The organism is Photobacterium sanctipauli, assembly GCF_003026495.1.
Lineage (GTDB): Bacteria > Pseudomonadota > Gammaproteobacteria > Enterobacterales > Vibrionaceae > Photobacterium > Photobacterium sanctipauli.
Window position 1 is genome coordinate 87920 of sequence record NZ_PYMA01000004.1, and the last position, 14343, is coordinate 102262.

The 14343-nt window shown below is 43.6% G+C and carries 14 protein-coding genes; 10 read left to right on the plus strand and 4 right to left on the minus strand.

Translation table 11 applies throughout. From position 1 onward, the window contains the following. Positions 1 to 139 precede the first annotated feature (139 nt). Positions 140 to 1306 (plus strand): hypothetical protein, encoded by a 1167-nt coding sequence (locus tag C9I98_RS08920; protein ID WP_036819119.1) that lies wholly within the window; start codon positions 140 to 142, stop codon positions 1304 to 1306. A gap of 171 nt (positions 1307 to 1477) precedes the next feature. Here C9I98_RS08920 and C9I98_RS08925 read toward each other — a convergent pair whose 3' ends face one another. Next, positions 1478 to 2860, minus strand: a complete 1383-nt coding sequence (locus C9I98_RS08925; protein ID WP_036819121.1) for an MATE family efflux transporter — start codon at positions 2858 to 2860, stop codon at positions 1478 to 1480. 54 nt (positions 2861 to 2914) lie between these two features. Between C9I98_RS08925 and C9I98_RS08930 the strand changes: the two genes are divergently transcribed. Beyond that, complete coding sequence (locus tag C9I98_RS08930) at positions 2915 to 3817, plus strand: AraC family transcriptional regulator (RefSeq protein ID WP_036819123.1); 903 nt, start codon at positions 2915 to 2917, stop codon at positions 3815 to 3817. Between the two features lie 70 nt (positions 3818 to 3887). Here C9I98_RS08930 and C9I98_RS08935 read toward each other — a convergent pair whose 3' ends face one another. From C9I98_RS08935 to C9I98_RS08945, 3 genes are all read right to left on the minus strand, one after another. Further along, positions 3888 to 4418: a chorismate mutase gene (locus C9I98_RS08935; protein ID WP_107271874.1), complete on the minus strand. Its 531-nt coding sequence runs from the start codon at positions 4416 to 4418 to the stop codon at positions 3888 to 3890. A gap of 15 nt (positions 4419 to 4433) precedes the next feature. Next, entirely contained in the window at positions 4434 to 5426 is a 993-nt protein-coding gene (locus C9I98_RS08940; protein ID WP_107271875.1) for an MBL fold metallo-hydrolase, read from the minus strand. Positions 5427 to 5632: 206 nt separating this feature from the next. Next, positions 5633 to 5983, minus strand: a complete 351-nt coding sequence (locus C9I98_RS08945; protein WP_036829186.1) for a hypothetical protein — start codon at positions 5981 to 5983, stop codon at positions 5633 to 5635. A gap of 144 nt (positions 5984 to 6127) precedes the next feature. Here C9I98_RS08945 and C9I98_RS08950 point away from each other — a divergent pair, with 144 nt between their 5' ends. From C9I98_RS08950 to C9I98_RS08985, 8 genes are all read left to right on the plus strand, one after another. Beyond that, positions 6128 to 6544, plus strand: a complete 417-nt coding sequence (locus C9I98_RS08950) for an ACT domain-containing protein (protein ID WP_107271876.1) — start codon at positions 6128 to 6130, stop codon at positions 6542 to 6544. Positions 6545 to 6897: 353 nt separating this feature from the next. Next, the gene (locus tag C9I98_RS08955) at positions 6898 to 8901 is read left to right on the plus strand and encodes an alpha-amylase family glycosyl hydrolase (protein ID WP_036823969.1); all 2004 of its coding nucleotides are present in this window, start codon (positions 6898 to 6900) and stop codon (positions 8899 to 8901) included. Positions 8902 to 9085: 184 nt separating this feature from the next. Next, positions 9086 to 10078 carry a phospholipase A gene (locus C9I98_RS08960; protein WP_051902268.1) on the plus strand — a complete coding sequence of 331 codons (993 nt, stop codon included), beginning with the start codon at positions 9086 to 9088 and terminating at the stop codon, positions 10076 to 10078. Between the two features lie 12 nt (positions 10079 to 10090). Next, a complete protein-coding gene (cutA, locus tag C9I98_RS08965) occupies positions 10091 to 10408 on the plus strand; it encodes a divalent-cation tolerance protein CutA (RefSeq protein ID WP_036823967.1) in 318 nt (105 codons plus the stop codon). 227 nt (positions 10409 to 10635) lie between these two features. Then, the gene (locus C9I98_RS08970; protein ID WP_107271877.1) at positions 10636 to 11583 is read left to right on the plus strand and encodes a YbgA family protein; all 948 of its coding nucleotides are present in this window, start codon (positions 10636 to 10638) and stop codon (positions 11581 to 11583) included. Then, complete coding sequence (locus tag C9I98_RS08975) at positions 11573 to 12394, plus strand: MerR family transcriptional regulator (RefSeq protein ID WP_036832458.1); 822 nt, start codon at positions 11573 to 11575, stop codon at positions 12392 to 12394. The genes C9I98_RS08970 and C9I98_RS08975 overlap by 11 nt, the downstream gene beginning before the upstream one ends. Positions 12395 to 12449: 55 nt before the next feature. Then, the gene (phrB, locus tag C9I98_RS08980; protein ID WP_036832460.1) at positions 12450 to 13913 is read left to right on the plus strand and encodes a deoxyribodipyrimidine photo-lyase; all 1464 of its coding nucleotides are present in this window, start codon (positions 12450 to 12452) and stop codon (positions 13911 to 13913) included. Continuing rightward, positions 13910 to 14341, plus strand: a complete 432-nt coding sequence (locus C9I98_RS08985) for a nuclear transport factor 2 family protein (protein ID WP_036832462.1) — start codon at positions 13910 to 13912, stop codon at positions 14339 to 14341. Before phrB ends, C9I98_RS08985 begins: the two co-directional genes overlap by 4 nt. Positions 14342 to 14343: the final 2 nt, after the last annotated feature.

Sequence of the window (14343 nt, forward strand, 5' to 3'; positions counted from 1 at the left end):
CAGAACTATACGGTTCGATACGCTTATTAAAACACAAACATAAAAATCATGAATATATTTGCTTCTAACAATAACAAGCAGATAAACGTCAGCTTTATTTTTTGAGGTATCTTATGTTTATGGTTTTTGAGGTGACAGAATGAAGCAGGTCATTCTTTATTCTGTTCTACTATTGGTAGGCTTATTTCTATCGCAACTTCTTCCTACTGTTATAGAGGGCTATGCAGCGTGGCAGCCATACCTGATGGTCGTCACCATGTCGGCGCTTGCTTATATCATGATCAATGTTGGTCGTGAGTTTGAAATAGATAAAAACAACCTGAAACAATATGGATGGGACTATGTCGTTGCTATGACAACAGCAACATTCCCATGGATTGCCGTGGTTGCTTACTTCATCTTTGTTCTTATGCCGAGTGACCTTTGGTTCAATGCGGATGCATGGACAGAAACATTGGTAATTGGTCGCTTTGCAGCACCAACCTCAGCCGGTGTTTTGTTTGCCATGCTAGCGGCAGCCGGTTTAGGCGCAACCTGGATGTTTAAGAAGGCACGAGTTCTCGCCATCTTTGATGATCTAGATACCGTACTGCTGATGATCCCGCTGACAATTCTTGTGGTTGGCTGGCGTCCAGCGCTAGGTCTTACTTTATTGCTGATGTTGGCGCTACTAGTTATCGGCTACAAGTACCTTCATAAGTGGAACGTTCCTTCATCTGCGGGTGCCATTGTCGGCTATTCAGTACTGATTGCTGGCTTGTGCGAAATGTTCTACATCTCAACGGATATCCACTTTGAAGTGCTACTGCCTGCATTTGTGCTTGGTTGTATGATGAAGTCGCAGCATGAGTCGAAAGAAGATCGAAAAGTATCCGTTATGGTCGCAAGCGCATTTATGGTGCTTGTGGGCTTGAGTTTGCCACAAATTATTGGTGCCGCTGAAGTTGTGAATACTGAGAGTATTACAACGTCTATGCCTGCAATGGGCATGGGAGAAATTATCTTCCACGTCATTATGATTTCGATTGTGTCGAACCTTGGAAAAATGTTCCCACTATTCTGTTACCGCAAAGAAGCAACGGTTAAAGAGCGTCTAGCCCTTTCAATCGGTATGTGGCCTCGCGGTGAAGTTGGCGCAGGTGTACTGATGATTAGTATTGGTTACGGTTTTGGTGGCCCAATCGTGACTATCAGTATGTTGTCACTCGCATTGAACCTTGTATTGACCGGGTTCTTTATTATGGCGGTGCGCAGTTTAATCCTAACCAAGGACCAAGGAGTATCTTATGCGAAAGAGAGAGCTTAAATTACTGGCTGCTGTGATCACTATTTTCTTGTTATCACTTGTTGTTGGCCGAGCAGCGGCATAATTCCAAAATTCATCCTATATTTATAATTAGTTTCCATAATTTTGCGGGCTATGTTTCCAGTTAACATAGCCCGCTTTTTTATTTACTAATGAAAAGGCAGGGGAGCTTTATATTGCTGGCTGGGCTTGGATGGTGAGGTTATTCATCCAGCGACGCTTCAGATAGCGTTTAAAGCACAAAGACAGCTTAACTGTTTCTTCGACCAGCATGGCTGCATAAACCCAACCAAAGCTCCACTCACCAATGAATGCACCATAGGCTGTAACTGGGATGCCGATCATCCACATCGCGATGAAGTCCATGCGTAAGCAGAATAAGTTTTCGCCACCTGCACGAAGAATACCGTTAATGATGATCATATTAAGCATGCGCAGCGTAACGCCCACACTGATAGCAACCATCGCTGGTTGTGCGTATGGCAACAGCTCTGCGCTATCTAAGTTCAGCCATGCGATAACAAAACTGCTGTTGATGTATAGGAAGATACCCATACCAATACCAAGAATCAGCACGAACTTAATGAAAAACGCAGTCATGGCTTGCGCTGTTTTGAATTCATCACGACCTAACGATTGACCAACTAGCACTGAGCAAGCCACTGAAATACCCATAAATACGGAGTACAGTAGTGACTCAAACGGTCCAATCATGCTGAAAACTGCCAATTCAGTGGTACCTAAACGGCCAAATATAATTTGGTAGGTTAGGGTACCCAATGCCCACAATAGCGCATTTAATGAATGCGGAATGGCTAATTTTCGGTAAGTCATCCATAGCGTTTGGTGGTTAGGAATCGCTCGGCTTACAAGTAGCCAGTGATTACGGTAAACCAATACACCCCAGATCATCAAAACCTGTGCAAATCGAGCAATGGTCGTTGCCAATGCAGCACCGGCTACACCCATGGCAGGAATACCAAAGCCACCTTTAATCAGGACAAAGTTCAGGGCGATATTCAATGCAATGGTAATGGCGCCAAGGATCAAAGGCAGCATTGCATCACCACTTGAGCGTAGGCTCGATTCTGCAGTGATGATGACATGCGTTAAAATCAAAACCGGAAAGCTATACCAAAGGTATTGAGCACCTTGCTCAATAACTTGAAAGTCATTGGTTTGCAATTGCATGATCTGCGGGGCAAAGAACGTAATGACAAAAGTCACCGGTACCATGATAATGGCACCAAACTTCATCGCTTGTAAGGTCACTGTTTTTGCATGCACTTTATCGTTCTTACCCCAGTATTGGGAGACAAGAACGCCGTTAGCAGCAGCAAGCCCTGCCATGATCATAATTGCGACGAAGTGCCATTTAGATGCAATGCCCACAGCCGCTGTGGCTGATTGACCGAAGTCGCTCACCATCAAGACATCGGCAAGTGCAAGAATGGCAACCAACGCACTTTGAATAGCGACTGGGAAAGCCAGCTTCGCTACACGGGAAAAAAGTCCGTCGGGTAAGGCTGTTTTTTGAATGTTTTTAGTTGTCATATTTATGCCCTCTGTTTACGGTGGCAAATATATAAGAGCAAGGACGTAAGCGACATGTTAGAAAAACCAGAAAACCTGTGCGAATCTGTCACCATTGAACGGCGGCTAAAAGATAAGAAAACGGGTTGGGTAGAAAAGGTTTACCTTTCAGAGGCATGCAAGGAACGTTTCCTCACTCAGTCGGACTTGCCTGAGCTGACCGACAATGAATTCTTTATGGCGGGTTTAGCTGAATTATCTGATGGTTATGAGATTGAGCGGGTGAGCACGTCTATCCATACCTTGTTATTTACTCTCGATGGCAAAGGTAAACTGACCACTGAGGATAAAGAGTATGATCTGTTGCCCAATACTCTGACCATTCTGCCTGCCGGTTTGCCGTTTCGGTTTGAGCTAGCTGAAGCGAGCGGGTATTGGAAGATGGCTTGGGTGCTATTGGAGCCAACAGATAAATGGCACCCCATTTCGGCCCATGGACAGCGTGTTGAGTTCACCCAGCTGAGTGAGCAGGTATGGTCGGTAATGAATTTACTACATAGCGAAATTAGCGGGCGTTCAAGTTATAGAAAGTTGTTTGCCAGTGAGTTGTCGCGCTTGCTGTTGGGGTCTACGACATTGGCGCCATCAAATTCGGTGCTTCGGGTGCAAAGTGTATTCAATGAAATAGAATCACAGCTTCATCACAACTGGACGGTGAAGGGGATTGCCGAGCAGTGCTTTTTGAGTACAGAGCAACTCAATCGCATTACCAAACAGTTATATCAGTGTTCAACACAGCAGCGGCTAATTACGCTAAGGATGGAAAAGGCGGTCGATTTGCTTCATTACCGCGAGTGGTCGATAGGCATGGTTGCTCAGCGTCTTGGTTACGCAGATCCATTTAATTTTACCCATCGGTTTAGGCAATATCATGGCTGCTCACCAAGGGAGTTTCGTAAGCGCTTGGATCTACATTGATGGGAAGCAAAGCTATTGAATGAGTACAGTAACGTATTTCATATGCTTCCCATAATATTGAAAATAGAGGTTATTTTAACTCTATCTTCTTCAGTGCGTTAAACAGTAGCTCCTTATCTGACTCAGAGACATATTTCACCGTAATGGACTGCTTAAACATGTCTTCTTGCTTTGCTGATATCTTGCCGTTTTGCTCAATGTAGGCTGCTAGCTCAACATTGATTTGGTTACCCAATGTCAGCAGTTCTGGGCGAATGACTTGATGAAGATCCCTTGGCTGATTGGAGGCCGGCTGTGACAGCCAATCTGCGCGATGGCGGTATTGGATTGCTTTGGCTACCGCTATTTGAGCTTGAAAGAATGCTTTTGTTTGTTGTGGTGATAAGCCGTGATTGGCTGCTGAATCTATGGCCTTTTTTACTACCACTTTTTCACGTTCGACATCTTCGATCGGTAAATGGTTATTGGCCTTAAATAAAGCAACATCTTCCATGTAACTAAGTCGTTCATTAATAGTATTAAACAGTGACTCTGCTTGAGAAGCAGCCTGTACTGTTAATGAAGACATGACTAATATTGTATAAGTAATTAATTTTTTCATACTAATTCCATGTAATTAAAGGGAAAAGCTATCACCTTGTGAAGGAAAGATAAAATTCACGCCCAAGTCGTTTTGGGCTTCTAGCTGCTGCATGATGACTGTTTTTGGATCGTCACCTTTTTTCATGCTGTATTTGATATGACTAACGACAATGTTGAGCCCTTTCAGCGAACCTTTCCCGCCTGATAACTGTTCAAGACTTCTTAACTCATGCATTAACCAGTCAGGGGTTAAGTGACCAAATAAAAATTTATCCTCCACGCTATTGGTGAAGGACACTTCGATGAAGATGCCAGCAAGTTTCTTCTCTTCGATGTAAGGCGCAATCGATCGCCATACGTTGTTAAGCGCATCGCTCTTTTCAACTTTATCTGGCCCGGTATCGCCGAAGTAGACGAGGGCATGCCCATTGCTATCAAACAAGAAAGCTGTGGATTCGATACCAGAGTGGCTCAAAGGAAATGCTTTCACTTTTAAAGTCGTAGCTTCGACGTTTTTCCAGCTGCCAGTATTGAGATCAGTCATTGTGTATTTATTGAGCTTGAACCCTTCACCACGGTTAGAGAAGTTTGGCCAAGACACCCAATTAAAATAGGTTTCTGCTAATGCCGAATTGACTGAAGGTAGTGCGTATATATGCTTAAAGCTGTCATCAGGTGAAGCGATGATCATACCTGCAACGTGATCAAGGTGGGCATGACTAATGAAGTAGCCTTTAATGCGCTCTTTAAGTACATAACCAATCAGGTTGTAGGCTGACTCTTCCGGCACTGTGATGTTGTTGAAGGCTCCCTGATCAGCAGCAACGCTAATACCATTGACCAATGTGCCTGCATCCAAGGTAACGAAATTATTGTCTTTGGAGGCTTTCATTAAGAAAGCGGTCAAATTCCCATCCTGGATACCACCGCGAGCGCCCAATGTAACAACATCAAACTGGGGAGTTGATGGTGACGCTGTCACACCAAAGGTGATAAGCGCAAAGAGTAGTAGAGCAAATTTTTTCAACGTCCTAACCTCAAATAAACTGACATCCTTGCCTGTACTATCAGGCACCAAAAGCCATTGTAATTGAGATGTAAGGAATAAGTAGTGTTTTATTGTGAGCGTGTTTTACGAGAAGAGAGAAAGAGGTATACCCAAGCTACTTGCAGTAACTTGGGTATATATAAATGCCGGCGGTGATTTACTTGCCGACATCATGGATAGTCATTTTATTTGCGCTTAGGCTGCTGGTAAGTGCGGCCAGCTGTTTGGTATACGTCTTTTTGTTTCATTTCGAACATAGCGAAGAAGAACCAAGCAACGAACTTAATCACATCGTCACCATCATTCATGATGTATTCAACGTACTCTTCTTCTTGACCTTCGTCGTTTTCATGAACAGATACGTGGTAAATACGGCGCTCACCCTCGATTTCAGCTAACTGGAATTGACCCGCTAGTGATGCAGCAGCTTCGGCAACGTCGGTGTCTTCACACGCTTTAAGTGCTTCAAGTGCTTGTGGTAAGTTTTCTTTCTCACACAGTGATTTAACCAGTGCTTCAAACTGTTCGTGTTGCATTTCTTTAACCTCAATAATACCCATTGGTATGATGCTAGTATTGTAACAGCGTGAAAGCATGATGCAGCAAAAGAATTGCCTGAGATCTCAGGGCAAGCATTGTATGCTGATTTACTGACCAATGATGAATAGCAAGGAGAGACGATGGCAGGGATAACGGATTTAGCAACTTTGCTAACTAATATGTCGCCGGTTTTGATGGATGGCGAATTTGTTTTCTGTACTCAGGAGCTCAAGGGGGATACGTCCGAAGTGTTAGCGGCTGCTGTAGCGTTAAAACCATTAGCGACTTTTGTGGAACCAGAAGGCTTAACGCTGGTATTGGCCAAAGCCGTCGCTGATCAGCATGGCCTTGGATATGAAGGCGTGTTTAAAGGGATAACTCTGACGGTGCATTCTAGTTTGGAAGCGGTAGGCTTAACGGCGGCGGTTGCTACGCGGCTTGCCGAGTATTCCATCAGTGCCAATGTTGTTGCGGCTTATTATCATGATCATGTTTTTGTGCCAGTGAATCGCGCTGAAGAGGCTTTGCAAGCATTGGCTACGATGAATACACCGTAATTCCTCGCTCATTAAATTAAGTGAATGTTGAAGTTTGCTATTTGTCTCACAAACATCATTTTTGATGATGTTTGTGGCGAATTAATAAGACGCGCCTAACAGATTGTGTATACGTTGTTTGTTAGTGCGTGGCGTTTTTATGCTTCGTATCGCATTTTGTAGCCGCGGATAAACGAATAAAATCCGTTTATTTTCAACCTTTTTTCATTTCATTATCTACGCCCCTTATCTACGCCTTCATGATTGGTTTGGGGGAGGGTCTGTTTTGTCCTGAGGTTTTTGATAATAAGCCTGTATCCATTGGAATAACTCCAACAAAAAAAGGAAAAAGGAGATATCGAGTGAAACGGAACATGAGAACCTACCTTGCAATCGCTATTGCTGCATCCCTAACGGCTTGTGCTAGCACCGATGCAACGACCAACACGTCTAACGATGTGTATCTTTGTGATGCTCAGATGATGACGCAATCGGATGATTTACGTATTTATCAAATCATGGTCGAGAGCTTTGTTGATGGTGATCCAGCTATTGGCCATGGTACAGGATATGGTACAAGTCACCACATGGGGGATTTGCAGGGTATTATCGATTCACTCGATTATATTGAATCATTAAGCATGAATGCGATTTGGTTGACGCCGATTTTCTATTCGATTCCGGTTGAAGGCCAAGCTCACTGGGCGGATCGTTTAGATGCAACAGGCTATTTCGCCAGCGACTATTTCAAGATTGATCCGCGTTTTGGCACCATGGAGCAAGCCAAAGAGCTGGTAGAAAAAGCACATGAGAAGGGCCTATACGTTTTCTTTGATGGCGTGTTTGGACACCATAAGGCAAACATAGTGCCGTCACCTGAAGGAAGATTACCTGTTGGTGAAGATAACCCGGTGAGTTACCCAGAAAGTTTGGCGTTCTACCAGGAAGTGGCGACCTATTGGATTAAAGAGCTAAAGATTGATGGCTGGCGTTTGGATCAGGCATACCAAGTACCAACTGATGCTTGGAAGGCCATTCGCCGAAGTGTAGATGAAGCCTCAAAATCCGTTACCTACGTGAACAACAAAGGTGAAACGGTTAATCCGCTTGGCTATATGGTTGCGGAGATCTGGAATAACCAAAACTACATCACCGAAACCGGTTATGGAGAGCAGGATAACCCGGCGCTGTGTTCAGCATTTGATTTCCCAATGCGATACCGTGTTGTTGAGACTTTTGCCGTAAACGAAAATAGCATCGGCAGTAAGGGGGGAGAATGGCTGAACGAGGGCATGAACCTGCATAGCTTATATCCTGACCATGCTAAACCGAACTTAATGCTTGGTAACCATGACTTGGTGCGTTTTGGTGACTTGCTGCAACGGGGTGATATTGCATCACCGAATGAGTCGGAATATTGGGCGCGCCATAAAGCCGCGTTGTCATTCCAAGCCGCTTATTCTGGGCCAATTACCCTCTATTATGGCGAGGAAATTGGTGATCAAGTTGATGGCTATGCCGGTAAGGTTGAGCAAGATTGCGCTGTTCAAGGGCTATGTGATGATCATGTCGGCCGCACCAGTGCAAAAATTGATGGTGTAACGGCCTCGATAAATAGTCAGCAGGCTGAACTGAAGCGCTATGTCAGTGAGCTGATGACATTGCGTGAGCAACACCCTGCGTTATCTTCGGGTAAGCGTACCAATATTGTTGCGAACGATACGGCTTATGTTGACCACAAGCAAGGTGAAAACGAAGCGCTCTTGTATATGGTCAGCACCAGCTCTCGTGCTGATATCATTGTCATAAATGGCGCTCAATCTGGCTCGGAAGGTGCATTGGTTGATTTACAATCTGGCGAGCGTTTCACTCAACAAGATGGCCAATACTACATTCCGCTTACTGCTTTTGAGGCACGTTTCCTAAAAATTGAATCGCCATCTGAAAAAGGGGCCATTGCCAAAGCGGGTGTCGCTACTTCATTAACAGGCGAGGGTTTTATGGCGCAGTGCGATAACCCAACCGTTAATGAAGCTGGGCCAATTAACGAAACATTGTATGTGGTTGGTGACTTTGCTGATGCAGGTTGGTCTCATAAATCACACCGTGCTTATGAGTACAAAGGCGATAATACCTATCAAGTGGTGGTAGAGGAAAAAGCTGGATCATACCGAATGCAGTATGCGAGCAAAGATTGGTCACCACAGTTTACTGCCGATGGGTTAGAACTAAAGCCTGGTGCAACAGGTATGCTGAAAGCGGGTGGATATGGCAAAGATACAGCGGTGACCCTACCTGAAGCCGGTAGCTATGTATGGAGCTTAAAATTCACTGATGCTGGGTACCCAGAACAGCTAATGGTATCAAAGTGCCCATAACGTTTTTTTTGCGTCTTAACATATTCATTTAGTGCAAGTTTAAAGGGTCTGACAGAGTTAGGCCCTTTTTTATTCTCTATTTTAGTTATCTACTTTGCTAAGTAGACTAGATACAATGACTTATCTTTGTAATATAGGGAAAGAGGGGCTAGTTTTTAGGGTAAAGCAAACTAAAGGATTAGCGATGCTTAAGCTTAAATCTACCCTAATACTTCTTGCAGCCTCGTTTCCTATGAGTGCTGCGGCTTCTACGGCGTGCCGAGATATTCACAATGATCAAGCAAGACTGGCTTGTTACGATAGCGCGCAGTTGTCAGACCCAATAGACTCACAAGATGCAGATAAAATTCAGCAACCCGCCGATCATCAAGTAGAGCTAGATATTGATGAAATGTCGATTGCCGAGATCGGTAATTACTTTAATGAAAGGAAGATATTCAGGTTAACGGCCCACGAGCCCAACTATATTTTGCCTTTTTCATACAATGATAAGCCCAATGAAGAGTCTTGGCGTCAGCTGAAACCCGATGCCGAAATTGACAGGGTGGAAGTGAAGTTTCAAATTAGTGGCAAGATAAAACTGTGGGACGACATTTATCGTGATAATTGGGACTTGTGGTTTGGTTATACCCAAACAGCTTGGTGGCAGTTGTATAACTCTGATGAGTCGGCACCATTCAGGGAAACTAACTACAGCCCTGAAATGTTTGTAAGTTATTATTCTGACTATGAAATCTTCGGGTTTACTCTAGTTGCGGCTGATTTTGGTATCGTTCATCAATCTAATGGGCGCTCAGAAGTACTGTCGCGTAGCTGGAACCGTGTTTTCGCCAATTTTGAACTAGCGAAGGGGAATTTCTTACTTTCACTTAAGCCCTGGTATCGCATACCGGAAGATGCCGATGACGACGATAACCCAGATATAGACAAATATCTGGGCTACGGGAACTATCGCTTAAGTTATAAAAACGATGGTCATCTAATGAGCATTTTATTGAGGAATAATTTCCGGACCAGTGATAACAAAGGCGGTGTTGAGGTAAGTTGGGCTTTTCCTGTATATGATGCGGTCAAGATGTACCTGCAATACTATAACGGCTATGGTGAAAGCTTGATTGATTACAACCATTACGTAAACCGCGTTAGTATTGGCATATTAGTTTATGATTGGATTTAACTGGAATTAAAAATGGCAACAGACTACTGCGTGGTGCTTACAACGTTTGCTGATCAGCAAGTGGGTGAAAAAATCATACATTCTTTGGTTGAGAAGCGGTTGGCTGCCTGTGTGCAGGTGCAATCCATCGAGAGTTACTACCATTGGCAAGGAAAGGTGAATTGTGACCAAGAGAAGTTGGCAATCATTAAAACTAAGGCATCACTATATGCCAAGGTTGAGGCAGATATCATTGCCAACCATGATTATGAGACGCCTCAGGTAGTACAGCTGCCCATTACTGCTGGGTTTCATGACTATCTCGAATGGATATCAGCGGAATGTCAGTAGCTCCCAAGGCTTAAAATCACCCATTCTTTATCCTTAACTTTATGTACAAGGCATTGCTTGAATAGCGATGCCTTTTTTAATTCATTGAAAAGTAACAAATATATATTCGCTTTACTGCCAGTTTTTCGAGTTGCACTAAATTGTACAAAAAAAAAAATTGTACAAGGTGATCCATTGAACTAACTTTAGTTGTACAAGAGATAACATTTGTACAAGGTTGGTGGGGTATGGACATGCTCGTTGGAATAAGTGCTTGCGTTTATGGAGAGAAAGTACGCTTTGATGGCGGACATAAGCAAAACCGCTTTGTCGTTGATGAATTGGCTAAGTATGTAAAGCTAAAACCTGTATGCCCTGAAATTGGCATTGGGATGACAATACCTCGACCGGTTATTCGCTTGCTGCAAATCTCTGAAACCGACGAACGTCTGGTCGACAGTAAAGATCAAACTATTGATTACACCGAAAAGATGAAAAAGTTTGCCCAGCAGCAAATTAACCAATTCGGCGACTTACGGGGATATGTGGTGTGCGCTAAATCGCCGACCTGTGGTATGGAAAGGGTAAAACTTTACATTCCTAATGGTAATACGGTACCAGGGGGCTCAGTCGGGACTTATACAAAAGAGCTAATGGAAAAAATGCCTTGGCTACCCATCGAAGAGGATGGTCGATTGCAAGATCCTGTACTGCGAGAGAATTTTGTATTCCGCATTTTTGCTTTGGATGACTTCTACCGTAGTGTTCGCGATAACTTATCTTACGATGCGTTTGTGAAGTTCCACTCGCGTTATAAGCTTGTGCTTATGGCTCATAGCCCAAAAGCTTACAAGGAAATGGGGCCTTTGGTTGCCAATATCAAAGAGTGGGATTTAGAAGCGTTTTATTACGAGTATCGCCAGCGTTTTATGGATGCAATCAAAGAGCGGGCGAGTCGTAAAAACAAAACTAATGTGTTGATGCATTTACAAGGTTACTTCAAACGCTCATTAACCAAAGATCAGAAAAAAGAACTAGCCGATATTATTTTAAGCTACAAGGAAGGAAATCAACCTATTTTAGTACCGCTTACAATGATTAAGCACTATTTACGTGAGTATCCAGACCCATATTTACAGCTACAAACATTCATTGACCCATATCCAGAGGATTTGAAGTTACGTTATGGACTGTAATAAAGAGCTATACGCAATAAAAGACGTATCGGAAATAACAGGGGTCAACTCGGTAACCTTACGTGCATGGCAACGTCGTTACGGTTTGTTAAACCCAAAACGTACCGACAAAGGTCACCGTTTGTATAGTCAAGATGATATTAACAAAATTCATGAGATATTAAGTTGGCTTGAAAAAGGCGTGGCAATAGGCAAGGTGAGGCCATTAATTGATAGTAACTTGGCTTCAGAGCCAACGGAAAACGAAATAGAGTCAAACTCAGACAGTATAAAGGCCGTTGAAGCACTTATGATTTCAATTGCAGAACTGGATGGTACTGGGGTAGATAAGCAGTTGACCACGTTGCTAAAGGAATATCCGCTGGACGTTTTCGAAGGGCAAATTGCTTCGGTTGTTGATCATAGAATTCATGTTGAAGCGAACCCATTGGCATCAATTCAGGCCTCTTTATGGTGTAGCGTATTGAGTGAAAGGTGTTTGTTTCAAGTTGCTAAGTCGCGGAAAAGAAACAATAAGCCTTGTGTGTTGATTAGCTTTGATACCGTCCCGAGTTATCGAGTTTGGTTAACGACAATGGCATTGTCTGAATCAGGTTACAATGTCACTTTGTTAACCTCACTAAGTGGTAAGTTAGTTGCACTGTCGGCAATGATGCGAAAGTCATCGACAAAGATTTTATATGTTGATGGTGAAAATAAGTTAACTCGGGATGATTATGAACAGTTAGCAACATTAATTAATGAAGTCTCTTGTGAAGTTAGGTTATCGGGAAGCTTAAAACAGATTCATCCTGAATTAGAATGCACTTGATATTTAATTCTAATCTTTAACTCTAATTTTTAATACTGATTGTTGAGAAAACATTATGCATGATCATATTGGACTCGTGTGGTTCCGTCACGACTTGAGAGTGGTTGATAACACTGCACTTATAAAAGCGAGCGAGAAGTGTAATCGTCTCGTTGCATTATATACACCGACACCAATGCAATGGCATGAGCATAATGTTTCACCAATGCAGGCTAACCTTATTGAACGTCGCTTAATTGTATTAAAAGAGCAACTAAAGCAATTAAACATCCCATTAATTATGGTAGAAGTACCGGATTTCAACTCATTGCCTCAAGTGATATTAGAGTTAGTGGGTGAGCTGAATATCAAACATGTTTTTTGCAACAAACAATATGAATGGAATGAGAATAAGCGCGACAGCCAAGTTGCCCAATTACTGGCGAATAATATGGTTAGGTTTACCTCATTCGATGATTCATGCGTGATTCCCCCGTTAAAAGTCCTGACCAAAAAAGGGGAGGCATTTAAAGTTTTCACCCCGTTTAAGCGTGAATGGCTAAACCTATTTCGCCATCAGTCGCAGCAATCGGCGCGCCCTTATCCGGTACCAGAGCCATTGGATGCGCCACCGTTAGAAGTAGAGCAACTCGATAACCAAAAGTATCAACACTCTGGAAGAATTAAACTGACTTATCCTTTTGCTGAAACCATGCTTTGGCCAGTAGATGAAGAAGCTATTCGGCAACGCCTAGTTACGTTTTGTATAGAAAAAGCTGCCGACTATCACCAAAATCGCGATATTCCATCGATAGATGGAACCAGCTGCCTGTCTCCATACCTTGCATTGGGCATGTTGTCACCCCGGCAATGTATTGCAGCATTAATGGCTGAGTACCCTGAGTGCCTCGAATACCCAGACGAAGGCGCCTTCACCTGGCTCAATGAGATTATCTGGCGTGAGTTCTATCGCCATTTAATGGTCGCGTTTCCCAAGCTAAGCCGAAATCAACCTTTCCAACCTTGGACTTCAAAAGTGCCTTGGGCGCATTCTGAAGATCATCTAAGAGCGTGGCAACAAGGTAGAACAGGCTTCCCAATTGTTGATGCGGCTATGCGGCAACTACTTGCAACAGGCTGGATGCATAACCGATTAAGAATGATCACCGCGAGCTTCTTTACCAAAGACTTGCTCTTGCATTGGCATATAGGCGAGCAGTGGTTTATGTCTCACCTGATTGATGGGGATCTTGCTTCGAATAACGGTGGTTGGCAATGGGCAGCATCGACAGGTACAGATGCACAGCCATACTTTCGCGTATTTAACCCGACAACTCAGGGGGAACGGTTTGATCCAAAAGGAGAATTTATCCGTACATGGGTGCATGAATTAAAAGATGTGCCAGATAAATACATCCACCAGCCACACAATTGGCCCCAAGCCGAAACGCTGGATTATCCCAAACCAATTGTTGACCACAAAGCGGCAAGGTTAATGGCGATAGATGTATTTAAAAAGGCCAAAGGAGAGGCATCATGACCCAGCAATCAGAGGCAATAACAACCAAGTTTGTTCAGGCCTATAGCGAATTGAATAAGCACAACCTTTCGATATTGGAAGATCTTTATGACAACGATGTAGTGTTTGAAGATCCTGCTCATCGTATGGAAGGTTGGGATTCGCTTCACCAGTACTTTACTCGTTTATTCAGTGCCGTGACGGAGTGCGATTTTGATATCCATGAAAGCGTTTCTCAGGGCGATGTCGCTTACCTGCAGTGGACAATGTCGTTCAGTCACCCACGCATTGATGGCGGCAAACAACGCAAAGTAAGAGGGTGCTCAAGGCTGGAGTTTGCAAACGGTAGGGTTATCCATCATCGAGACTATTTCGATATGGGCGAGATGATCTACGAAGGGGTACCCATTCTTGGGGCTTTAGTACGACATTTAAAAGCGAGTCTGTAGCC